18 protein-coding genes, 7 tRNA genes and 2 pseudogenes are annotated in these 22,509 nt (G+C 73.5%); 18 read left to right on the top strand and 9 right to left on the bottom strand.

The features are described 5' to 3' along the window. Positions 1-255: 255 nt before the first annotated feature. The 3 genes from cobT to IE294_RS03345 all read left to right on the top strand — a co-directional run bounded on the left by cobT (position 256) and on the right by IE294_RS03345 (position 7,025). On the top strand, positions 256-4,749 hold the full coding sequence (gene cobT / locus IE294_RS03355) for a nicotinate-nucleotide--dimethylbenzimidazole phosphoribosyltransferase (RefSeq protein ID WP_189882107.1): 4,494 nt from the start codon (positions 256-258) through the stop codon (positions 4,747-4,749). Positions 4,750-4,890: 141 nt separating this feature from the next. Then, positions 4,891-6,123: a uroporphyrinogen-III C-methyltransferase gene (gene cobA / locus IE294_RS03350; protein ID WP_189882105.1), complete on the top strand. Its 1,233-nt coding sequence runs from the start codon at positions 4,891-4,893 to the stop codon at positions 6,121-6,123. A gap of 83 nt (positions 6,124-6,206) precedes the next feature. Next, complete coding sequence (locus IE294_RS03345; protein WP_189882103.1) at positions 6,207-7,025, top strand: TrmH family RNA methyltransferase; 819 nt, start codon at positions 6,207-6,209, stop codon at positions 7,023-7,025. Positions 7,026-7,067: 42 nt separating this feature from the next. On the opposite strand, the gene IE294_RS03340 is transcribed toward IE294_RS03345, so the two are convergent. Further along, complete coding sequence (locus IE294_RS03340) at positions 7,068-8,537, bottom strand: serine/threonine-protein kinase (RefSeq protein ID WP_189882102.1); 1,470 nt, start codon at positions 8,535-8,537, stop codon at positions 7,068-7,070. Positions 8,538-9,139: 602 nt separating this feature from the next. On the opposite strand from IE294_RS03340, the gene IE294_RS03335 reads away from it, so the two are divergent. The 3 genes from IE294_RS03335 to IE294_RS03325 all read left to right on the top strand — a co-directional run bounded on the left by IE294_RS03335 (position 9,140) and on the right by IE294_RS03325 (position 10,957). Continuing rightward, positions 9,140-9,316 carry a hypothetical protein gene (locus tag IE294_RS03335; protein ID WP_189882100.1) on the top strand — a complete coding sequence of 59 codons (177 nt, stop codon included), beginning with the start codon at positions 9,140-9,142 and terminating at the stop codon, positions 9,314-9,316. A gap of 262 nt (positions 9,317-9,578) precedes the next feature. Next, on the top strand, positions 9,579-10,583 hold the full coding sequence (locus IE294_RS03330; protein ID WP_189882097.1) for an aminoglycoside phosphotransferase family protein: 1,005 nt from the start codon (positions 9,579-9,581) through the stop codon (positions 10,581-10,583). A gap of 80 nt (positions 10,584-10,663) precedes the next feature. Continuing rightward, positions 10,664-10,957, top strand: a complete 294-nt coding sequence (locus IE294_RS03325; RefSeq protein ID WP_078611708.1) for a TFIIB-type zinc ribbon-containing protein — start codon at positions 10,664-10,666, stop codon at positions 10,955-10,957. A 75-nt stretch (positions 10,958-11,032) separates the two neighbouring features. Here IE294_RS03325 and IE294_RS03320 read toward each other — a convergent pair. The 5 genes from IE294_RS03320 to IE294_RS03300 form a co-directional block, all read right to left on the bottom strand. Continuing rightward, a tRNA-Val gene (locus IE294_RS03320) sits at positions 11,033-11,104 on the bottom strand. 29 nt (positions 11,105-11,133) lie between these two features. Then, a tRNA-Val gene (locus tag IE294_RS03315) sits at positions 11,134-11,205 on the bottom strand. A 40-nt stretch (positions 11,206-11,245) separates the two neighbouring features. Continuing rightward, positions 11,246-11,317: transfer RNA gene (locus IE294_RS03310), tRNA-Val, on the bottom strand. A 1-nt stretch (position 11,318) separates the two neighbouring features. Continuing rightward, positions 11,319-11,392 (bottom strand) — tRNA-Cys (locus IE294_RS03305). Positions 11,393-11,430: 38 nt separating this feature from the next. Then, positions 11,431-11,503, bottom strand: a tRNA-Gly gene (locus IE294_RS03300). A gap of 178 nt (positions 11,504-11,681) precedes the next feature. On the opposite strand from IE294_RS03300, the gene IE294_RS03295 reads away from it, so the two are divergent. From IE294_RS03295 to IE294_RS03285, 3 genes are read left to right on the top strand one after another with little or no spacing between them, the layout of a single operon-like run. Continuing rightward, the gene (locus IE294_RS03295) at positions 11,682-12,737 is read left to right on the top strand and encodes a chorismate-binding protein (RefSeq protein ID WP_189882095.1); all 1,056 of its coding nucleotides are present in this window, start codon (positions 11,682-11,684) and stop codon (positions 12,735-12,737) included. Then, positions 12,734-13,555, top strand: a complete 822-nt coding sequence (locus IE294_RS03290; protein ID WP_189882093.1) for an aminotransferase class IV — start codon at positions 12,734-12,736, stop codon at positions 13,553-13,555. Before IE294_RS03295 ends, IE294_RS03290 begins: the two co-directional genes overlap by 4 nt. A gap of 50 nt (positions 13,556-13,605) precedes the next feature. Further along, the gene (locus IE294_RS03285) at positions 13,606-14,430 is read left to right on the top strand and encodes a GNAT family N-acetyltransferase (protein WP_189882092.1); all 825 of its coding nucleotides are present in this window, start codon (positions 13,606-13,608) and stop codon (positions 14,428-14,430) included. A gap of 90 nt (positions 14,431-14,520) precedes the next feature. Here IE294_RS03285 and IE294_RS03280 read toward each other — a convergent pair whose 3' ends face one another. Beyond that, positions 14,521-15,045 carry a DsbA family protein gene (locus IE294_RS03280; RefSeq protein ID WP_189882089.1) on the bottom strand — a complete coding sequence of 175 codons (525 nt, stop codon included), beginning with the start codon at positions 15,043-15,045 and terminating at the stop codon, positions 14,521-14,523. A 212-nt stretch (positions 15,046-15,257) separates the two neighbouring features. On the opposite strand from IE294_RS03280, the gene IE294_RS03275 reads away from it, so the two are divergent. Together IE294_RS03275 and IE294_RS03270 are read left to right on the top strand one after the other, a co-directional pair. Further along, positions 15,258-15,710, top strand: a complete 453-nt coding sequence (locus IE294_RS03275; RefSeq protein ID WP_189882087.1) for a hypothetical protein — start codon at positions 15,258-15,260, stop codon at positions 15,708-15,710. A 155-nt stretch (positions 15,711-15,865) separates the two neighbouring features. After that, entirely contained in the window at positions 15,866-16,018 is a 153-nt protein-coding gene (locus tag IE294_RS03270) for a hypothetical protein (protein ID WP_014671572.1), read from the top strand. A gap of 83 nt (positions 16,019-16,101) precedes the next feature. Here the strand turns inward: IE294_RS03270 and IE294_RS03265 are convergent, their stop codons facing one another. Both IE294_RS03265 and IE294_RS03260 read right to left on the bottom strand, forming a co-directional pair. Further along, positions 16,102-16,662, bottom strand: coding sequence for a CGNR zinc finger domain-containing protein (locus IE294_RS03265; protein ID WP_189882085.1), 561 nt, complete (start codon positions 16,660-16,662; stop codon positions 16,102-16,104). A gap of 318 nt (positions 16,663-16,980) precedes the next feature. Further along, positions 16,981-17,394: an SsgA family sporulation/cell division regulator gene (locus IE294_RS03260; RefSeq protein WP_004002642.1), complete on the bottom strand. Its 414-nt coding sequence runs from the start codon at positions 17,392-17,394 to the stop codon at positions 16,981-16,983. A 191-nt stretch (positions 17,395-17,585) separates the two neighbouring features. Here IE294_RS03260 and IE294_RS03255 point away from each other — a divergent pair, with 191 nt between their 5' ends. From IE294_RS03255 to IE294_RS03225, 7 genes and pseudogenes are all read left to right on the top strand, one after another. Continuing rightward, positions 17,586-18,062 carry a TIGR02611 family protein gene (locus IE294_RS03255; protein WP_189882084.1) on the top strand — a complete coding sequence of 159 codons (477 nt, stop codon included), beginning with the start codon at positions 17,586-17,588 and terminating at the stop codon, positions 18,060-18,062. An 85-nt stretch (positions 18,063-18,147) separates the two neighbouring features. Further along, positions 18,148-18,219, top strand: a tRNA-Val gene (locus IE294_RS03250). A 473-nt stretch (positions 18,220-18,692) separates the two neighbouring features. Further along, positions 18,693-19,733, top strand: a complete 1,041-nt coding sequence (locus IE294_RS03245; protein WP_189882082.1) for an alpha/beta fold hydrolase — start codon at positions 18,693-18,695, stop codon at positions 19,731-19,733. Positions 19,734-20,371: 638 nt separating this feature from the next. Continuing rightward, positions 20,372-20,855 (top strand): annotated as a pseudogene (locus tag IE294_RS03240) (ABC transporter substrate-binding protein); the annotation flags it as partial. A 2-nt stretch (positions 20,856-20,857) separates the two neighbouring features. Continuing rightward, positions 20,858-21,780: pseudogene (locus IE294_RS03235) on the top strand (exo-rhamnogalacturonan lyase family protein); the annotation flags it as partial. A gap of 124 nt (positions 21,781-21,904) precedes the next feature. Then, positions 21,905-22,351, top strand: coding sequence for an SRPBCC family protein (locus IE294_RS03230; protein WP_189882080.1), 447 nt, complete (start codon positions 21,905-21,907; stop codon positions 22,349-22,351). A 39-nt stretch (positions 22,352-22,390) separates the two neighbouring features. Continuing rightward, positions 22,391-22,462 (top strand) — tRNA-Val (locus tag IE294_RS03225). Positions 22,463-22,509 lie beyond the last annotated feature (47 nt).

The following is a 22,509-nucleotide window of genomic DNA, read 5'->3' as shown; positions in this document are numbered from 1 at the left end:
CGCCCGTTTTGGGGTGGGTGTGGTACGGCGGAACCGGAGGACGCGCAACGTGGCGCAGTCCACAGCGGGCTGTCGCGGATCTTGCTGTCGCGACGGCACGACGACCGGGACAATGCCACTGAATGGCTTTGTCGCCTTTTCCGGCGGGTCGTTCGTGCCGCTGGGCACGGACGCTCGTTCTTCACTGCGGGCGGTCGGTGCGCCGTTCCGGGTGAGCTGGTCGTAGGAGCACTAACCGATGGGCGAGGGGTACGCATGACCGACACCGGCCAGGTCCCGGGCGAGGGGCAGCCGGAGAGCGCAGGCATGGTGGAGCAGCCGGGCGTTCCCGCGCACGGTGCGTACACCTACCTCTCCGAGGCTCCCGCCGAGGACGAAGACCTGCTGCTGCCGGGTGCCCAGGGCGCGTGGGGCAACGAGGTGCCGCCACCCGCTCCGGAACCGGTGGTGGAAGCCGTCCACGAGCCGGGCCCGCACGAGACGGCCGGCCGTGACAGCGGCTCGGTCGACCTCAGCGGTGTCCGCCTGCCCAACCCGGGCCCGGCCTCGGTGCCGCCGTCGCCCATCCTCTCGGCGCCGCACGACCCGGCCACCGCCCCGCAGCCGCCGCGCCGCCCGCTGCACCTCGGCCCGCCGATCCCCGACGCCTCCGCCAGCCCGGTCCGCTCCCTCGCCGACCGCGGCCCCGCGGGAGCGCCGGTGCGGCAGCCCGGACCGGCGGCGACCGGCCCCGAATACCTCGACGCCCAGTCGCAGGCGGCTCCGCAGAGCGCGGCCCCCTGGGGCCCGGCACAGGCCGCCACCCAGGCCCCGGCTGCCGAAACGGTTGACCCGTCCGGCGCGGCCCAGGCGGCGGTGGCCCGCCTCACCAGCCAGGCGTCGTCCCCGACCGACACCGGCCACGTGCAGGTCGTCCACGGCCATGACGGGGTCCAGCCGGTCCACGCGCACGACGGGGTGTACACGGCACCGGTGACCCCGGGCGCCGGGGCGGACGTGGCCCCCGCCGACGGCGGGACCGCCGCCGACGCGGCGCCCACGGCCGCACCGGCCGCTGACGGAGCGCCAGGGCCGGCGCACGGACAGGACGGGGCCGACCAGGTGCCTGCGACGCCGGAGGCCTCCGGGCCGGACCCGGCGGCCCAGAACGTTCCGGCCGAGCCGGCGGCTCAGGCAGTGGCCGGGGACGCGGATCCGGCCGCCGGCGCGTCGGCCGAGGCGGCGGCTCAGCCAGTGGCTGGGGATGCGGCTCAGGCAGTGGCCGAGGTGGCGGCTCAGGCAGTGGCCGGCGACGCGGCTCAGCCAGTGGCCGGGGATGCGGCTCAGCCGACGGCGCCGGCGCAGTCGGCCGACGGCGTGCAGCCGGGTGAGACCGCGCAGCCCGCCGATGCCGGGCAGCCCATGACGACTGCGCAGGCCGCGGACGCCGAACAGCTCCCCGGCGCCGGGGACGTCGTCGCTGCGGACCAGGTCACCGCGCAGTCCGCCGAGGTCGCGCACCCCGCCGATCCCGCCCAGGCTGCCGTTGCCGGGGATGCGGCTGGCGCGGTGCAGTCCGCTGAGCCCGCGCAGGTTATGGACGCGGTGCAGTCCGCTGAGCCTGCGCAGGTTGCCGATGTGGTGCAGGCTGCCGATGGTGCGCCGATTGCCGAGGCTCCGCAGGCTGTCGTCGCTGGGGATGCGGCTGGCGCGGTGCAGTCCGCTGAGCCCGCGCAGGTTATGGACGCGGTGCAGTCCGCTGATCCTGCACAGGTTGCCGATGCGGTGCAGGCTGCCGATGGTGCGCCGATTGCCCCCGAGGTTCCTCAGGCTGTCGTCGCTGGGGATGCCGCTGGTGCGGTGCAGCCCGCTGCCCCTGCGCAGCCGGCCGCCCCCGCGCAGCCGCCCGGCGCCGAGCAGGCTGCCGATGAGCCGCAGAGTGCCGAAGCGCAGCAGGTTGCCACCGCGGACCCTGCCGCCCCCGCACAGCCTCACCTTCCCACCGATGCCCAGGCGTCCGCCGAAGCCCAGGCCGCCGTCTCTCCCCAGGGTGCGGTGGAGTCCGCCGAAGCGGTTCCCGCTCATGGGGCGAGCGAAGCCACCGAGGCGATCGCCGCCCAGAACGCAGCCCCGGTTCCCGACGCGGCCACCTCCCAGGTAGCGGTCGACGGCGCCGACCCGGCACCCGCCCAGGCCGCCGAGCCCACCGTCGCCCCCCGTCCGCCGGCCGCCCCGGCCGCGCAGCCGACCGCACCCCAGACGCCGCAGCCCGCCGCCCCGGTCGCGGAGGCACCGCATGCCGACGGCGCCCAGGCGCCGGAGTCGGCCGTCCCGGCCGCCGCGGAGGCACCCCAAGCCGACCCGTCGCAGACGGCCCCGGCGCAGCCCGCCGTACCCGTAGCCGCCGGGCAGGACGCCGTAGCCGTACCCGTAGCCGCCGCCGGGCAGGACGCCGTGTCCGCCCCGCCCGCCGGTGACGGCGTCGCCGAGGTCGTGGAGGTGGCCGAGCCGGTCGTGCTCCAGGGCCCGCAGCTCGCCGAGAGCGTCCCGCACGCCACCGACGTCCTGGCCGGGCAGGCCGTTCCGCAGTCGGACGCGGTGTCGGATGCAGCTGTGCCTGACGTTCCGGCCGGGCAGGCCGTTCCGCAGTCGGACGCGGTGTTGGACGCCGCTGTGCCTGACGTCCCGGCTGCGCAGGCCGTTCCGCAGTCGGACGCGGTGTCGGATGCCGCCGTACCCGACGTCCCGCATCCGCAGGGCCCCGTGCAGTACCCGGAGCAGCCGCTGCCCTCCGGGCTCCCCGTGGGGGCGGACCCGCGCCCGCTCGGGGAGTTCGTGCCGGTGGAGGGCCAGGTGCCCACCGCCCCGCACCTGGCGCCCACCCCGCCGCACCCCCTCGTCGTGCCCGCACCCCGCGAGGGCGAGCCGGCCGGGGCGCCCGCCCTGGATGTCGTCCAGCACGCGGACGACCTGCGGACCACGGCCGCGGACCAGGAGGAGAGCACGGCCGCGGTGGCGGAAGGACGACAGTCCACCGGCCCCGCCGCGCCGGGCTACGCCGACGCCGAGCGCGAGGCAGTCCTGAAGGTGATGCGCGAACGCCGCGACATCCGCAACGGCTTCCGCAGCGACCCCATCCCGCACGAGGTGCTGCTCAGAGTCCTGGAGGCCGCGCACACCGCGCCGTCCGTGGGCCACTCGCAGCCCTGGGACTTCGTCGTCATCCGGTCCGCCGAGACCCGGCGGACGATGCACGAACTGGCGATGCGGCAGCGCGAGGCGTACGCCAAGTCGCTGCCGAAGGGCCGGGCCAAGCAGTTCAAGGAACTGAAGATCGAGGCCATCCTCGACACCCCGGTCAACATCGTCGTCACCGCCGACCCCACCCGCGGCGGCCGGCACACGCTCGGCCGTCACACCCAGCCGCAGATGGCGCCCTACTCCTCGGCGCTCGCGGTGGAGAACCTCTGGCTCGCCGCCCGCGCCGAAGGCCTCGGCGTCGGCTGGGTCAGCTTCTTCGACGAGCGGGAGATGGTCCGCGCGCTCGGCCTGCCCGAGCACCTGGAGGTCGTCGCCTACCTGTGTGTCGGGTACGTCGACGAGTTCCCGGACGAGCCCGAGCTGATGCAGGCCGGCTGGTCCAAGCGACGCCCCCTGTCCTGGGTGGTGCACGAGGAGACGTACGGCCGCCGCGCCCTGCCCGGAGAGGAACCCCACGACCTGCTTGCCGAGACCGTCGCACAGATCCGCCCGCTCGACGCCAAGGCGCTCGGCGAGGCGTGGGAGCGCCAGAAGCGCATGACCAAGCCGGCCGGCGCGCTCGGCATGCTGGAGATCATCTCCGCACAGCTGTGCGGGCTGTCCCGGCAGTGCCCGCCGCCGATCCCGGAGCCCGCCGCCGTCGCCATCTTCGCCGGCGACCACGGCGTGCACGCCCAGGGCGTCACCCCCTGGCCGCAGGAGGTCACCGCCCAGATGGTGGCCAACTTCCTCGGCGGGGGCGCCGTCTGCAACGCCTTCGCCAGTCAGGTCGGCGCCGAGGTGTGCGTCGTGGACGTGGGCGTGGCCGCCGACCTGCCGGCCACCCCGGGCCTGCTGCCCCGCAAGATCCGCGGCGGCACGTCCGACATGACCACCGGCCCCGCGATGACCCGCGAGGAGGCCAAGGCGGCCATCGAGGTGGGCATCGAGACCGCCCGCGACCTGGTGGCGGCCGGCAACAAGGCGCTGCTCACCGGTGAGATGGGCATCGCCAACACCACCGCGTCCGCCGCGCTGATCTCCGTGTTCACCGGCACCGACCCGGCCGAGGTGACCGGGCGCGGAACGGGCATCAACGACGAGACGCTCGCCCGCAAGACGGAGGTCGTCCGCCGTGCCCTGGAGCTCCACCAGCCGGACCCGGCCGACCCGATCGGCGTCCTCGCGGCGATCGGCGGCTTCGAGCACGCGGCCATGGTGGGCCTGCTGCTCGGCGGTGCCTCGCTGCGTACGCCGGTGATCCTGGACGGCGTCAGCGCCGGCGCGGCGGCCCTCGTGGCCCGCGCCATCGCCCCGGAGGTCCTCGCGGCCTGCATCGCCGGCCACCGCAGCGCCGAGCCGGGCCACGTGGCGGCCCTGAACAAGCTGGGCCTGCGCCCCCTGGTCGACCTGGACCTGCGCCTCGGCGAGGGCACCGGCGCCCTGCTCGCCCTGCCGCTGGTGCAGAGCACGGCGCGGGCCATGCACGAGGTGGCCACGTTCGATTCGGCGGGAGTCACGGAGAAGTAGGCCCCGCGGCACGGGTGGTCCGGTGTTCAGCTGCCGGACCACCCGTGTCCCATGCCCCGCCCACCGCTTAAAATCTGCACGTCAGGGCCGCTCCGAAGGTGCAGCGCGCCCATCGCACAGCTGCACGAGGAGCCGTCCCTCATGGCCGAACACCCCGCTTACCCCGTAGGCCTCCGCCTCTCCGGCCGTCGCGTGGTCGTCCTCGGCGGCGGCCAGGTCGCCCAGCGCCGCCTCCCGGCGCTCATCGCGGCCGGCGCGGACATCGTCCTCGTCTCCCCGGAGGCGACTGCCTCGGTCGAGGCCATGGCGGACGCGGGCGAGATCACCTGGGTGCGGCGCGGGTACGAGGACGGCGACCTCGCCGCGGCCTGGTACGCCCTCATCGCCACCAGCGACCCCGCGGCGAACACGGCCGCCTCCGCCGAGGCGGAGCGCCACCGCGTCTGGTGCGTCCGCTCCGACGACGCCGACCAGGCGACGGCGTGGACCCCGGCGACCGGCCACAGCGAGGGCGTCACCGTCGCCGTACTCACCACGCACGCGCGGGGCCGCGACCCCCGGCACACCGCGGCCATCCGGGACGCGGTCGTCGAGGGCCTGCGCGACGGCACCCTCGTCGCCCCGCACCACCGTACCCGCACCCCGGGCGTGGCCCTGGTCGGCGGCGGTCCGGGCGACCCCGACCTGATCACGGTCCGCGGCCGGCGCCTCCTCGCCGAGGCGGACGTCGTCATCGCCGACCGGCTCGGCCCGCGCGACCTGCTCGCCGAACTCCCCCCGCACGTCGAGGTGATCGACGCGGCGAAGATCCCGTACGGCCGGTACATGGCCCAGGAGGCCATCAACAACGCGCTCGTCGAGCACGCCAAGCAGGGCAAGGCGGTCGTCCGGCTCAAGGGCGGCGACCCGTTCGTCTTCGGCCGGGGCATGGAGGAGGTCCAGGCGCTCGCCGAGGCCGGCATCCCGTGCACGGTCGTCCCCGGCATCTCCAGCTCGATCTCGGTGCCGGGCGCGGCCGGCATCCCGGTCACGCACCGGGGGGTCGCCCATGAGTTCACGGTGGTCAGCGGCCATGTGGCGCCGGACGACGAGCGCTCCCTGGTCGACTGGCCCTCGCTGGCCAAGCTCACCGGCACCCTGGTGGTCCTGATGGGCGTCGACAAGATCGGGAAGATCGCCGAGACGCTCGTCGCGCACGGCAGGTCGCCCGGGACGCCGGTGGCCCTGGTGCAGGAGGGGACGACGGCCGCGCAGCGGCGCGTGGACGCCACCCTCGCCACGGTCGCCGAGACGGTCCGCGCCGAGGACGTGAAGCCCCCGGCGGTCATCGTGATCGGCGAGGTGGTGCGGGTCGGTCCCGCGCCTTCGGCGTGACATTGGCCTGATCACGCGTAACCCGGGGTAACCCATCCTTCCCAGCCGTTGGCACCACACCCAGGACAAGGCAGTATCACCCTGTGGCCGATCTCATCACCGTCGAGGATCCCGACGACCCGCGCCTGAGCGACTACACGGGCCTGACCGACGTCGAGCTGCGCCGCAAGCGCGAGCCCGCCGAGGGCCTGTTCATCGCCGAGGGCGAGAAGGTCATCCGCAGGGCGAAGGAAGCCGGCTACGAGATGCGGTCGATGCTGCTCTCGGCCAAGTGGATCGACGTCATGCGCGACGTCATCGACGAACTCCCGGCTCCCGTCTACGCCGTCAGCCCCGAACTCGCCGAACGGGTCACCGGCTACCACGTGCACCGCGGCGCCCTCGCCTCCATGCAGCGCAAGCCGCTGCCGACGGCCGGCGAACTGCTGCGCTCCGCCCGCCGGGTGGTGGTCATGGAGTCGGTGAACGACCACACCAACATCGGCGCGATCTTCCGCTCGGCGGCGGCCCTCGGCATGGACGCGGTGCTGCTGTCGCCCGACTGCGCCGACCCGTTGTACCGGCGGAGCGTCAAGGTCTCCATGGGCGCCGTGTTCTCGGTGCCGTACGCCCGGCTGGAGACCTGGCCCAAGGGCCTGGACTCGGTCCGCGAGGCCGGTTTCACCCTGCTCGCGCTCACCCCGGACGAGAAGGCCCGCACCCTGGACGAGGCCGCCCCGCACAGGATGGACCGGGTGGCGCTCATGCTCGGCGCCGAGGGCGACGGGCTGTCCACGCAGGCGCTGGTCGCCGCCGACGAGTGGGTCCGCATCCCGATGTCCCACGGCGTCGACTCGCTCAACGTGGGCGCGGCAGCCGCGGTGGCCTTCTACGCGGTGGCCACGGGCCGGCCGGAGTCCTGACCCGGCGCACCCCCGCCCGCCGAACCCGTGCGGACGCGGCCCTCAGTTACCGGCGTCGCGGCTCACCGCCGACGTGTCCGGGTTCGGTACGAACGTCGCGTCGCCCAGCGGCGAGTGGCTCGGCTGGGTGTGCTGCTGCCGGGGGACGCCGTCGTCGCCGAGCCCGCGCGCCGGGCCCTGGCAGCCCTGGGCCACCGCGATGCCGAGCGCCACGAGCAGCGTCACCACCACGAAGACGAACAGCCGCTGCCGCAGCAGCCGCGGATTGGCCGGCCGCCGTAGGCTCCCCGCCGGGCGCTGCCCCGGCCGGCCGGAACCACCGCGCTGAGCGGGCCGGCCGCCACCGGAGCGCGGGCCGCCGCCGCGCGGCACCGGGGTGGGGCGCGCCGCACCCGGCCGGGCGGTAAGCCCGGCACCGCGCGCACCGCTGCCCCCGCGCGAGGGCACCCCGCCGCGCGACGACGCTCCGCCACGGGACGGCACTTCGCCGCGCGCGGACACCCCGCCCCTGGAGGACACGGAGGGCGCACCGCCCCGGGCCGGAGTGCCGCCGCGCGGCAGCGGCGTACCGGGCGAGGCGCGCCGCTGGGTGCGCTGCTGCTCGGGGTAGGTGTCGGCGAGCCGTCCGGTGGGCCGGTCCGCCTCGGCGGCACGCGGCGAGGGCGGCCGTACGCCGTCCAGGCCCTGCGCCTCCCGGGCGGCGATCTCCTTCAGCCGCAGCGACAGCTGGAGCGTGCTGGGCCGCTCGTCGGGGTCCTTCGCCAGGCAGGCCCGGATCAGCGGGGCCAGCGCGTCCGGCACGCCGTACAGTTGCGGCTCCTCGTGCACCACCCGGTACAGCATCACCTCGGAACTGCCGTGCCCGAAGGGCGAGTCGCCGGTCGACGCGTACGCCAGGGTCGCGCCCAGCGAGAACACGTCGGTGGCCGGCGTGACCGCCGCGCCGCGCACCTGCTCCGGGGCCAGGAAGCCGGGGGAGCCGACGGCGGTGCCGACGTGGGTGAGCGTGGAGGCGCCGGTGGCCCAGGCGATGCCGAAGTCGATGATCCGCGGCCCCTTCGGGGACAGCAGGATGTTGGAGGGCTTCAGGTCCCGGTGGACGACCCCGGCCTCGTGCACGGCGACCAGCCCCTCGGACAGGGCCGCGCCGATCGCCGCCGTGTCCGCCGCGCCGAGAGCGCCCTCCTCGGCGATCTTGTCGTGCAGCGACGGGCCCGGTACGTACTGGGTGGCGAACCAGGGCCGCTCGGCCTCCAGGTCCGCGGCGACCAGCCGGGCCGTGCACCCGCCCCGGATCCGCCGGGCCGCCGACACCTCGCGCGCGAACCGCGACCGGAACTCCTGGTCCTCCGCCAGATCGGGCCGGATCACCTTCAGGGCGACCCGCTGCCCCTTCTTGTCGGAGCCGAGATAGACCACGCCCATCCCGCCCGCGCCGAGCCGTCGGTGAAGCCTGAACGAGCCGACGACGCGCGGGTCCTCGCGCCTCAGGCGCATCATCGCCATGTTCATCCCCGCTGCCCGGTCCCTGTGACGTGGCACAGCTTACGTTTCCACGGCCGCCTGCGCGCAGAGGCCGCGCCCTCTGGGCCGGATGGATTGTGTCGGCCGTCCGGGGGAGGTGAAACGCGGTCAGGAGGCACCGGCCCACGGCGACTTCCCGCCACCGGTGGCCTCAACCGATCGGTGTCGCAGGGAGGTTGACGCCCTGCTGAGCGGCGGTGCAGGGGTCCGTACGCCCACCGGCCCACGGTCGGCGGCGACCCGCGGTCATGCCCGCACCCCGGACGCCGGTCCACCCCCGGCACTCCCTCCGACCCGGACGGGAGTGATCGAAGTCACGCAACTCATCCCATAGGGCGCGTCGGAAATATAGGGACAGAGTGGGCTACCCCTCAGGGAAGACCCCGAGACACCGGGCCGCGTCTCCACCCAGGGGAGTACGTCGCAGGTCATGGCTCATCCTCATGGAGGCCCGGCAATCGGTACGCGGGCATGACGCCCGGTGGGCGCCGCGCGCCTAGATTTGAGGTCAAGCGGCGGGTGTAGCACTCGTCCCCCGAGGTCAGACGCCCGCCGCTGCCGACGACAACCAAACGGTCAGGAGAGGGACCATGGCCCACACGGCACCGCGACGCTCGTCGTTCGCCCCCCGCCGGACGGGCCGCCGCCACCCCCTGGTGGCGACGCTCATGGCCCTTCCCCTGGCGGCCCTGCTCCTGCTCGTCTTCGACGGCTGGGAGACGGTGGCCACACAGGCGTCGTCCGTGGGTGCGATGCTGGGGCGCTGAGAGGCGACCCCAGGCCCGGAAGAGCGGTCCGGGCGGGGACATCGATCCATGAAACCCCGTGGGGACGGGGGTACGGCGGACGGCACACATGCCGGCGCAGCTGGGGAGCTGCGCCGGCATGGGCCGTTTTCCCGGCGTCGGCGGGCCTTGCGGTTCGTACACCGGCCGCGGGCGCGCGGGGGCGTCCGACGGAGTTCGCCGCACCCTCGCCGCCCCGCCCCCGGTACCCTCGCCCCAGCACCCCACCCCGTCCGAGGCCCCCTTGACCGCAGACACCGACACCGGCGCCGCCACCCCCGCCCTCATATCCGCGCTGGCCGACCGGGCCAAGGCCGCCGCTCACCCCCGTACCCCCACCGCCCCCTGCTCCTGCCCCAGCACCCCCCTCGCCGACCGCCGGGACGCCACCGTCGTCCGCCACGACGCCACCGTCGCCAAGGCCCACGCCCCGGACACGGACCCCGCCGCCCTCACCCTCCGCGTCACCACGGCCGCCCGCCTCCCCGCCCTGCTCCTGCCGCCGCTCACCCCGGACACGGCCACCCTGCACGACCGCCTGGTCACCTACTGGCCCTACGGCGTCCCGGTGGACCCGGACGACCCGGACGCCGCTCCCTGGGAGGCTGCCGCCGCCCTCCTCGCCCGCCTGCACCGCACCCCCGTCCCCGCCGGCCTCCCCCCGATGCGCGGCCCCGCGAAGGCGGCCCGCGCGCTCGACCGCCTCCAGGCGACCCTGCGCACCACACCCGGCAGGGCCGCCCACACGGCCGCCCGTCCCGTCCTGGACGCCTGGGCGGCCCTGCCCGCCTGGGCCCGCGCGCAGGCGCCGATGCCCGGCCCGCCGGCCCTCTGCCACGGCGACCTGCACCTCGGCCAGCTCGTCCGGCACCCGGCACCGGACGGCCCGTGGAAGCTGATCGACGTGGACGACCTCGGTGCCGGCGTCCCGGCCTGGGACCTCGCCCGCCCCGCCGCCTGGTACGCCTGCGGACTCCTCCCGCCCGACGAGTGGACCCGTTTCCTGACCGCCTACCGACGGGCCGGCGGCCCGGCCGTGCCCGCGGACGGCGATCCCTGGACCGCCCTGGACGTCCCGGCCCGCGCGCTGACCGTGCAGACGGCCGCCCGCGCGGTCACCAAGGCGCTCGCCGCCGACCGCCCGCTGGACGAGGTGGAACAGGCATTGGTGGACGCGTGCGCGCGCATGCCGTCCGTCCCCGCCGGCCTCCCGCGTCCCCCTCGGCCCGCGCCCGGATTCCCGGACTAGGCTGCAACCGCCCGGGGCCGGACGGAGTCTGTCCTGGGGAAACACGAAGCAGGACCGACCGGCGAGGAGTTGAGCCGACCATGCAGTGTCCGAAGTGCCATGCGCCGATGCACACCTACAACCGCAACGGCGTCCAGATCGAGCAGTGCAGCGGCTGCCGCGGCATATTCCTCGACTACGGCGAGCTGGAGGCGCTGACCCGCCTGGAGGCCCAGTGGTCGCAGCCGGCCCCGCCGCCCCCGCCCGCTCCGCAGGCCTACCCGGCGGCTCCGCCCGCGCCCGCCTGGGGCGCCCCGCACGGCGGCCACGGCGGTCACGGTCACTACGGCCACCAGCGCCACAAGAGCTTCGGCCACATGCTCTTCTCCAGCTGATCCCCGAGCTGATCCCCGGCTGAGCACACACAGAAGCCCCCGGCCGTACGAGACGGCCGGGGGCTTCTTGCTGTGTGGACGATACTGGGATTGAACCAGTGACCTCTTCCGTGTCAGGGAAGCGCTCTCCCGCTGAGCTAATCGTCCGCGGGCTGTGACCCACGAGTCACAGGCAGTGCGCGATACTGGGATTGAACCAGTGACCTCTTCCGTGTCAGGGAAGCGCTCTCCCGCTGAGCTAATCGCGCGGATGGGATCTTCGAGAAGACCCAGGATCCGAAGATCCAGTGGACGATACTGGGATTGAACCAGTGACCTCTTCCGTGTCAGGGAAGCGCTCTCCCGCTGAGCTAATCGTCCTTGGAGGTGGAGACGGGATTTGAACCCGTGTAGACGGCTTTGCAGGCCGTTGCCTCGCCTCTCGGCCACTCCACCAGGAGTGTAAGGGGATCGGGACGACCCCTTCTCCTTCGAGCGGACGACGAGGCTCGAACTCGCGACCTCAACCTTGGCAAGGTTGCGCTCTACCAACTGAGCTACGTCCGCTTGTCGTTTCGGTCCGCTTCCGCGTCCCGGCGACGTGTTGAACTCTAGCGGATTCCCGGGCCAGCACAAAAACGCGTTTGCGCAGCGTGCTGCGGTGCACTCGACGGACCCCGTGGTCAGGGCCCCCTCCGGGACATCCCGGAGCCACCTCCCGGACACCCGCCCTAGACTCGACCACGTGCTCCACCACCCATCCGGACTCCCCGCGCTGGCCCGTTTCGGCGACCGCGTCGCCACCGGCCTCCTCGACGTCACCAGCGATCCGGCCGCCCTGGACTCCACCGGTTTCTGGGCCGTCTGCGCGGACTTCGAGGGCCGCTTGACCTGCGCGCGCTTCGCGGACGTACGCGAGGAGCCGGTGCCCGCGCCGGTGCCCGGCCGGTGGCGGGGCCCGCGGCCGGGGGACTGGACCTCCTCCCTGGACCGCGCCGCGTACACGGCGGCCGTCCACCGCATCCGCGAGCACATCGCGGCCGGCGAGGTCTACCAGGCCAATCTCTGCCGCGTGCTCAGCGCGCCGGTCGACCCCGGCGCCGACGTGGACGCCCTGACCGCCCTGCTGGCCCGCGGCAACCCGGCGCCGTACGCGGGGACGATCCGGCTGCCGGAGCACGGCGTGGAGATCGCCACCGCCTCGCCCGAGCTGTTCCTGCGCCGGGACGGCCGCACCGTCGAGTCGGGACCGATCAAGGGCACCGGGCGCACCGAGGCGGACCTCCTGGAGAAGGACTACGCCGAGAACGTGATGATCGTGGACCTGGTCCGCAACGACATCGGCCGCGTCTGCGCGACCGGCAGCGTGACCGTCCCCGACCTGTGCGCCGTCGAGAAGCACCCGGGGCTCGTCCACCTCGTCTCGACGGTCCGCGGCGAGCTGCGGGCGGACGCCGGCTGGCCGGAGCTGCTGGCCGCGGCCTTCCCGCCCGGCTCGGTCACCGGCGCCCCCAAGGCGAGCGCCCTGACGATCATCGAGGCGCTGGAGACGGCGCCGCGCGGCCCGTACTGCGGCGGCATCGGCTGGGTGGACGCCGACCGGGGCACCGCCGAGCTGGCCGTGGGCATCCGCACCTTCTGGATCGACCGCGCCGCGGGCGCCCTGCGCTTCGGCACCGGAGCCGGCATCACCTGGGGATCCGACCCGGAGGGGGAGTGGCGCGAGACCGAGCTGAAGGCGTCTCGGCTGCTCGCGGTAGCGTCGGGTGTGTACGACGAGACCGAGGGGGCGCTCCTATGAGGATCTGGCTGGACGGCGAGCTGCGGGACCTGGAATCCGCCAGGATCTCCGTCCTCGACCACGGGCTGACCGTCGGTGACGGCGTCTTCGAGACCGTCAAGGCGGTCCACGGCACGCCCTTCGCGCTCACCCGGCACCTGGACCGGCTGACCCGCTCGGCCCGCGGCCTCGGCCTGCCCGACCCCGACCACGACGAGGTGCGCCGCGCCTGTGCGGCCGTCCTGGAGGCCGACCCGGTGCCGCTGGGCCGGCTGCGGATCACCTACACCGGAGGCCACGGCCCGCTCGGCTCCGACCGCGGCGACCAGGGCCCGACGCTGGTGGTCGCCCTCGGCGAGACGAGCCGCCGCCCCGACTCCACGGCGGCGATCACCGTCCCGTGGACCCGCAACGAACACGGCGCCCTCGCCGGCGTGAAGAGCACCTCGTACGCGGAGAACGTCGTCGCCCTGGCCCGCGCCCACCAACACGGCGCCTCCGAGGCGCTGTTCGGCAACACGGTCGGACAGCTCTGCGAGGGCACGGGGTCCAACGTCTTCGTCGTCCTGGACGGCGAGATCCACACCCCGCCGGTCACCTCGGGCTGTCTGCCCGGCATCACCCGGGCCCTGGTCGTCGAGTGGGTCGGCGCCAAGGAGACCGACCTGCCGCTGGACGTCCTCCGGCGGGCCGACGAGGTCTTCCTGACCTCCACCCTGCGGGACGTACAGGCCCTGCACCAGATCGACGACCGCCAACTGCCCGGCACGCAGGGCCCGGTGACCGCCGAGGCCATGCGGATCTTCGACGACCGGGCCGGGCGGGACCTGGAACCCTGAGCCGGAAAACGGGCTGACACCGGGCGGTCGTCGTGGGTAGAACACCTGTGATGACCACGACCCTGCGGCCGGCCGAGCCGCTCCAGCAGCACCCCGACGGATCCCGTTCCCGCCGCTACGCGGTGTGCGTGAACAGCCGTCCCGTCGGCGAGATCCACCTCGGCACCTCGCCGTCCCTCGGCGCCTCGGTGGCCCGTGTCATCGACCTGCGGATCGCCGAGCCCGACCGGCGGCGCGGCCGGGGCACCGTGGCCGCGCTCGCCGCGGAGGAGATCGCCCGGGGCTGGGGCTGCGTACAGATGGAGGCGGTGGTGCCCGCCACGGCGGACGCCGCGCTGCGCCTGTTCGGTGCCCTCGGCTACACGGTGCGCAACCGCGGCATGGAAAAGCGCCTCGGCGCCACTCCGCCCGCGCTGCCGCCGGGCAGCCGCGCGCGCCCGATGACCGAGGCCGAGTTCGCCGCCTGGCAGGAGGCGGAGAGCGAGCGGTACGCGCGCGGGTGGATCGCGCGGGGCGTCCCCGAGGCCGCGGCCCGCGCCAAGGCCCGCGACGACCACGCGCGGCTGCTGCCGCACGGGCTCGCGACCGAGGGCGTGCTCTTCAGCGTGCTGGAGCACGAGGGCGCCCGGGTGGGCACCCTCTGGCTGGCGCTGGAGGACGCCAAGGCGTTCGTCTTCGACGTGGAGACCGGCGCCGCCCACCGCGGGCTGGGCCACGGCCGTACGCTCATGCTGCTGGCGGAACGCCAGGCGATCGAGGCCGGCCGGACGGTCCTCGGCCTCAACGTGTTCGCGGGCAACACCCCGGCCGAGCGGCTCTACGCGTCACTCGGCTACGAGACGGTGACCCATTCCCTGAGCAAGCCCCTGCTGTAGGACCGCGCGGGCCCGTGCCACGTGCCGTGGAACGACGGCGCCCGCGCCGCCGAGACCCGCAGCCGCTCCGGACCCTCGCCCCGCCCCCGGTCAGGCCTCCCGGTCGGCCAGCAGCCGGTCCGCGATCTCCTCGACGCGCTCGCGCAGGCCCTCCTGGCTCTTGCCGCCGTCGAGGCGCTCGCCGCCGATGACGTACGTCGGGGTGCCCGTGACGCCGATCGCCTTGCCCTCGGCCTGGTCGGCGTCGACGGCCAGGATGTGCCGGCCGTCGATCAACGCGGTGTCGAACTCCTCGGCGTCCAGGCCGAGTTCCCGCGCCACCTCGACCAGGAGCGGTTCTCCCTGACGGTCCAGCTCCGCCACCCGCTCCAGCACGGCCTCCACGTACGGCCAGCCCTTGCCCTGCTCCAGCGCCTCCTCGGCGGCCTGCGCCGCGGCGAAGGCGTGCTTGTGCTTCTCCAGCGGGAAGTGCCGCAGCCGCAGCTCAAGCCGGTCGCCGTAGCGGGCGCGCAGGGTGCGGACGTCGTCCAGGGCGGTGCGGCAGTCGGGGCACTGCAATTCGCACCAGACGTCGAGGACGAGGGCTTCGGCGGGTGCGGGGGAGGAGTCGCTCATGCCCACCAGTCTTCCAGGCCGGGACCGGGCGACCCAATCGGGACCTGGGCCGGCCCCGTGGGGGAGGGGACCGGCACCCCGGGCATCGGACCCGGACCGGCACTCCAGTAGGAGGCGACCCGGAGATGTCCCTGATGTCCGGCCGGGGCATGGCATAGCGGGGACCGGGCGGTGCACGATGGAAGCGACGAACGAGCCCGCCAGGAGGACGGATGATTGCCGAGACAGTCTGCTCCGCCGTGTCGGCGGCGGGCCTGGGTATCGCGGTGGTCACCGCCTACCGCAAGCGTTTCCTGACGGCGGCCCGCCTCGCGGCCTACTCGCTGGTGCCGGTCGGCCTGGTCATGACCGGGGTCGTCGGATGGCTCGCCGACACCGCCCTGAGCCCCACCGCCTGGGCGGGCTTCGGAGTGCTGGGCGCGGCCTGGCTGCTGTTCGCCGGCACGCGCGCCGTGGAGCGGCGGCGCGGAGGTGCCGGGCGCAAGGCGACCGGGCGGGCCGAGCGGGACGCGGTGGCGCCCGCGGCCTCGGCGCCGTCCCTGGGCGAGGCGCCCCGGACCTCCGCGCGCCCCACGGCCGGACCGGGAACCGGCGCGCCCCGGGCCAGCGGCTCGGCCGAGGACTTCAGCGACATCGAGGCCATCTTGAAGAAGCACGGCATATGACAGTCACATGACTCGCTGAAACGACACAGTAGGGTCCCCGGACGTCCCGAATCGTTCACGAGCCGAACGAGACCTCGCGCATTCGGCGAAGTCCCGCAAGATCCCTGAGCGTTGATCGCGGACGGCCCCTCGGGTGCGCCATCATCGGCCGCGAGATGCTGGACACGCAACAGAGCGAGGCCGCGCCGCCGAAGGACGAGCCGCGCGGATGCCTCTTCGCCCTTTCCCAGCCACCGCTGATGATCTTCCTTGCGGTGATCGGGTGTCTGCTGCTCATGGCTGCGCTGCACGACCTGCTGCTGCTGTGAGCCGTACACGTCCGTCCCGGCGCCACCCGCCGGGACCGACGTCGCACCGGGGCGGGCGGAGGACTCCTCGGCCCGCCGCCTTCTCAGCCCGCCGCCTCCTTGCGCCGGGCCCGGTAGGCGGCGACGTGCAGCCGGTTGCCGCAGGTGCGGCTGTCGCAGTAGCGGCGCGAGCGGTTGCGGGACAGATCCACGAAGGCGCGCCGGCAGTCCGGCGCCTCGCAGCGCCGCAGCCGTTCCTGCTCGCCGGCCACCACGAAGAAGGCGAGTGCCATGCCGCAGTCCGCGGCGAGATGGTCGGCCACGGAGGCGCCCGGTGCGAAGTAGTGCACATGCCAGTCGTAGCCGTCATGGTCGGTCAGCCGGGGCGTGGTGCCCGCCGCGGCGACCAGTTCGTTGATCATCATGGCGGCGGACCGGGGGTCCGGGGCCGCGAAGATCGCCGCGAACCGCGCCCGGACCCTGCGCACCGCGGAGAGGTCGAACTCCGAGAGCACACCGACATCGCTCATCTTGTGGTTTCGTACGAAATCCGTGAGAGCCGGAACATCGGGCAGTCCGTCCGCCGCCGCGTCGTCCTCCGGCGCGGTGTTCACCAGATCCACCACGGTGTCGAGGGCGCACCGGGTGTCGTGGGTGATCAGCACGTTTCGCTCCCTGGCCTGGGGGGTCGGGCGGACGCCCGCCGATGCTGGCCGATGGTAGCGACAACCGAGCCCCCCGCACCCGTGTGTTCCCGACCTCTCGTCCGCCGATAGGACGCCACCGATCCCCAAGGGGTTCCCGGGCCGGGCCGCCGGGACGCAGCGCGGCCGGACGCACACGGAGCGCAGTCGGCCGCGCACAGGCCGACGCCGCCTCCGTGACGCTCACGGTGACGGCGTCGGCCTGTGCCGTATGCGGTTGTCTTGGCCCGAGCCGTCTCCCCGAGTGGACGGCGCCGGGCTGCTCGGAAGGGCCGCGGCCTAGCTCTCCGCCAGGATGTGCGAGAGCTCCTGATCCAGGTCGAAGTGCCGGTGTTCCGTGCCGGGCGGCACGGCGGCGTCGGTTCGCTTGAGGAAGGACTCCAGGGCCCGCGCCGGGGCCTCGAGCAGCGCCTCCCCCTCCGGGGAGCTGAGGGCGATGCACACGACGCCCTGACCATGGCTGCGGGATGGCCAGACGCGGACGTCGCCGGTGCCGGTGGGCCGATGAAGCCCCTCGGCGAGGAGGTCGCGGGCGAACACCCACTCGACGGTCTCCTCGGCTCCGGTGTGGAAGGTGGCGTGCACGGCGTAGGGGTCGGCCGTGTCGTACCGCAGGCCTGCGGGGACAGGCAGGGAGGACTCGCTCGACACAACGAGGCGCAGGTGCAGCTCGCAGCTGACCGTGGTGTTCATAAGCGCCAGGGCCTTTCGCTCAGTGTGCGCTCGGGGATTCGCACGTCGGCGAAATCGACATGCCACCTACGGTGCCGTTGTAAACCCCTCTGAGGGTTTTGCGTGTGTTTACGTAACTCTTCCGGCCGAGAACTCGTACCAGACCTACGACCATTCCGGTGACCGGATTCACTCGGGTAGGGTTTGTCTGTATGAATACGGGGAGTGACGATCCGGGCGAGGTCGCCGTGGCAGCGGACAGCGCGAGGACGGACCGGCCCGAGGCCGGGCAGGAGACCGGGCGCGAGGCCGAGCGCGGGCTCGGCTCCCGGGCGCCGGAATTCGTCAAGGCCCGCCGGCTCCTGCACCTCAGCTGGCAGGTCGGGGTCTTCGTGGTCGGCCTCGCGGTGGTCGGCGCGGGGATCGTCATGCTCCCGCTGCCCGGGCCCGGCTGGGTGGTGATCTTCGGAGGCATGGCCATCTGGGCGACCGAGTTCGTCTGGGCCCAGCTCGTGCTCCGCTGGACCAAGCGCAAGGTCACCGAGGCGGCCCACCGGGCCCTCGACCCCAAGGTGCGCCGCCGCAACATCACACTGACCGTGATCGGGCTGGTGATCATCGGCGTGCTCGCCGGGATCTACCTGTGGAAATTCGGCCTCGTCATGCCGTGGAAGATCAAGGACCAGTGAAACGGCTCCGGAGGCGGACGGCCCCCGCCGCCCGGCCCCCGGTCGGAAGCACCCCCTGACATGGGGTAATGTTCTTCCTGCGCCGGGGCGATTAGCTCAGTGGGAGAGCGCTTCGTTCACACCGAAGAGGTCACTGGTTCGAACCCAGTATCGCCCACCCGGACCGACGGCCCATCTGCGACCAGCAGGTGGGCCGTCGGCGTACGCGCGCCCTGTCGGCGGCGGGTGCGGGGCGGTTGGGCCCAGGACTCCGCCACCCGCGCGTTTTGCCGAAACGGCAACAACTTTCGTGCCCGCCGGGCCACCCACCGGATCATCGTGACGCGGGCCCCGACCGGCAGCCAGGCGCCGGTCGTCGGACACCGGCCCGCCCGCGCACACCGTCACGACCGGCGGCCCGCGCCCCGGGGACGAGGCCGCCCGACGCCGACGTCCGGCGGCTCCGTCGCCGACCGTACGTCCGGACCGAAGCCCGTCCCCGCCACCCGACCGCGCGTCCTGACCGCCTCCTCGGCTCCGCCGGCCTGCTTGGCCCCGCATCAGCACCTGTACCTGCACCAGGCCCACCACACCGGCACCACCAACACCTCAGCTCCGGTCCACCTAGGCACCCCACCACCAGGAGGCCCCATGCCACCCAGCACCCCCCACGCCGCCCCCACCGCCACCCACCACCTCCTCCCCACCCCCGCCGGCCGCACCCACGCCGTGCAGCAAGGCCACCAGGGCCCGCTCGTGCTGCTCCTGCACGGCTTCCCGGAGTCCTGGTACGCCTGGCGTCACCAGTTGCCGGTGCTCGCCGCCGCCGGTTACCGGGCGGTGGCGATCGACGTGCGTGGTTACGGCCGTTCGTCCAAGCCGGAGTCGGTGGACGCGTACCGGATGCTGGACCTGGTCGCGGACAACGTCGCGGTGGTGGAGGCGCTGGGCGAGCGGTCCGCGGTGGTCGTCGGACACGACTGGGGTGCGTCGATCGCCGCCGTATCGGCGCTGACCAGGCCGGACGTGTTCCGGGCCGTGGGCCTGCTGAGCGTGCCGTACACCCCGCCGGGTGGACCGCGGCCCAGCGAGGTCTTCGCGGCGATGGCGGGGGAGGGGCCCGGGAAGGGCACCGGGGACGGCACCGGAGACGGCGCCGGGGAGGAGTTCTACGTCTCGTACTTCCAGCGGCCGGGCCGCGCGGAGGCCGAGATCGAGCCCGATATGCGCGGGTGGCTCGCCGGCTTCTACGCGGCGGTGTCCGCCGACACCATGCCCGCGCCGGACGCCCCGGCCCCGTACTTCGTCAGCCCCGGCGGCACTCTGCGTGACCGTTTCCCCGCCGGTGTTCTGCCGTCCTGGCTGGGGGAGCGGGACCTCGACGTGTACGCCGGGGAGTTCGAGCGGACCGGAATGACCGGGGCCCTGAACCGGTACCGGAACATGGACCGGGACTGGGCGGACCTGGCCGATCGGGCGGGCGCCCCGATCGCACAGCCCTCGCTGTTCATCGGGGGCGAGCGGGACGCCTCCCTCGCCTGGCTGGCCGGCGCCCTGAATGCCTTCCCCGAGACCCTGCCGGGGCTGGTCGGCTCGCACATCCTGGACGGATGCGGGCACTTCGTCCAGCAGGAACGCCCCGACGGGACGAACCGAATCCTGCTCGACTGGCTCGCGTCCCTGCCGACCTGATCGGCTCCAACCTCGGGGGCTGTGGTCTGTGGTCTCTGGTCGGGGGGCTCTGGTCTGAGGGCGGCCTGCGGCCCCGCCTCGCGAGTGCGCAATCGGCCGGCCTGTCTCGGCCCCCACCTCGCGGATCCGCGGTCCGCCGATCTGATCGGTTCCGCGTTTCGTGGGTCTGTGGTCCGCCGGTGTGATCGGTTCCGTGTCCGGCGGGTCTGCGGTCTGCCGACGTGAAGGATTCCGTCCCCAGTGTCTGCGGCCTGCGGCCTGCGGCCTGCCGCCTGCCGCCTGCGGGCCTGATCGGCCCCAACCTGGCGGACCCATAGTCCGCCGACCTGTTCGGTTCGCGTTCGGCGGGTCTGCGATGGTGCCGGCCCGTGGCCTCCGCCTCGCAGCCAACCCCATCGGCCCCCCATCCCCGACCCCACCACCCCCGCCCGTCCCACCCCCTCGTTCGGCCTATCGGTCGCCCCCGCCCCCACCAGGGGGAACGGCCGGCAGGCCGAACCGTCGTCCCGGTCGGCCGGAAGAAAATCCAGTCGGAATCATTGACGCACCCCGGACCCCTCCGTGACTTGTGCCAGCAAGCGCTTACTTGAAACGATTCATGCCGGGCGCGGCAACGAGGCTGCGGGGAGGGCCCGACTGTGGGAACCAGGACTCTTGACAGGCGTACGATCCTGAAGGCGGCCGGGGCGTCGGCGGCCACGCTGGGGCTCGCCGCGACGACCGGGTGCGGAGGGGCAGCGGCTCCGGGGCGGGACGGTGACGATCCGTTACTCCTGGTGGGGTGCCGAGGAGCGGGCCAAGAAGATCAACCAGAGCATCGAGCTCTTCGAGGAGAAGTACCCGAAGATCAAGGTCAAGACGGACTTCCAGACGTACCAGTCCTTCTGGGAGGAAGTTCCAGACGCAGGCCGCCGGCGGAAATCCCCCGGACGTTTTCCAAAACGCCGTCACATTCCTTGGGAAGTACGACAAGCGAGGAATTCTCCTCGATCTCACGTCACAGGTGCAGGCCGGTAATCTGAGCCTGGATCACTTCCGCGAGGGCGCACGAAGGTCGGCGAGGTCGACGGCAAGCAACTCGGCGTTCCCGTCGGCTCCAACACCATGGCGCTCGTCATCGACACCGCTTCGCCGAGGCGATGACCCGGCACACCGGCGAGGCCGACGTCCACCACCTCGGGACATGGGCGGGCCTCGGCACCCGGCACGGCGTCCAGCACTACGCCGACAGCGCCGAACAGCAGCGCATCGCCAACACGACGTACCGGCGCTTCTCCTACTTCCTCACCGCGGACGAACGCGTCGGCGACCTCGTGCACGCCAACGTCGACTCCGACGAGACCTTCCTATTCCTCGACCCGCAGCGCAAGGTCCGCACCGACCCCTACACCCCCGACCGGCACGCCCTGTCCATCGGCTTCGGCACCGACTGGTGCGGCCTGGTGTCGGCCTGGCTGACGGAGTGGGAACGCAAGGGCCCCAAGTGGGAGAAGGCCAAGGCGCGCGTCCTGTCCACCATGGAGGGCATCGCCGCCCAGCCCAACGGCTTCGTGCAGGGCAGCGGCCTGTACGACCTCGACACCGGGACGTTCGCCGTCGCCGACGAGCCGGTGGTCTCCGTCTCCCACCTCTCGGCCGTCTTCGGGCTGAACGAGCTGTGCGCCGAGCTGATCCACCTCGTCGACATGCCGCGGTTCAAGGACGCCTACCTGGACTACTGTCGCTACTTCAACGCCACCAAGGCCGAACAGAGCGCGCGCTACGGCTCCGACTTCAAAAGCCTGCTGCTCTTCCAGGGGCACTCGCGCCTCGACGCCTACGCCGCCGTACAGACGGCGACGCGGCCCTCGCCAAGCGCGCCTGGGCCAAGTTCTACGGCTCCGACGGCTGCACCGAGTCCTCCCTCTGGAAGACCGGGAAGCTGACCGGACCGGCCACCCTGGTCGAGGGGAGCGAGGCGGCCTGGGTGTCCACCAACGACACCGCCCTCTACGGCCTCGCCGCCATCGAGAACCTGGCCCTGCTCGGCGACGAGATGCCGGCCTGACCGGGACTGGGGGAGCGCCGTCGCACGGGCGGCGGCGCTCGCGCCCCCAGTCTGACGCCGGCCACGGCCCGGCGCGTGAGTACCCGTACTCAGATGCCCGCACGTCTTCGCGCACACTCGACCCATGGACTGGAACCACTACCGCTTCCGCAGCGTGTGGCCCCTGCCCGCCCCGCCGGCCACCGTGTACGCGGCACTGGAGCGGGCCGAGGACTATCCCCGCTGGTGGCCACAGGTGCGGACGGTGACCCGGCTGGACGACGAAACCGGTGTGATCACCATCCGGTCCGCGCTGCCGTACGCCCTCACGTCCACCGTGCGGGCGACCCGCCGGGACCGGGCCGCCGGCGTCCTGGAGGTCACCCTGTCCGGCGACATCGACGGCTGGGCCCGCTGGACGGTCACCCCCGGCGGCCCCGGCACCCTCGCCCGGTACGACCAGGAGGTCCGCGTCCGCAAGCCCCTGCTCAGGCGGCTCGCCGTACCGGGACGGCCGCTCTTCCGCCTCAATCACCGGCTGATGATGCGGGCCGGACGGCGCGGACTGCTGCGCCGCCTGGAAGCGGTTTGAAGGAACCGCGCCGGGACCTGTATTGTTCAGTGCGTTCCCGGGCGATTAGCTCAGTGGGAGAGCGCTTCGTTCACACCGAAGAGGTCACTGGTTCGAACCCAGTATCGCCCACCGGGAAAGGCCGGTCCGCCGTCGCGGACCGGCCTTCTTCATGCCGC

Source organism: Streptomyces canarius, from assembly GCF_014650735.1.
In the GTDB taxonomy this organism is placed as follows: Bacteria; Actinomycetota; Actinomycetes; order Streptomycetales; family Streptomycetaceae; genus Streptomyces; species Streptomyces olivaceoviridis.
Note: the sequence above shows the minus strand (reverse complement) of the source record. Positions and strands in the feature narration are given on the sequence as shown.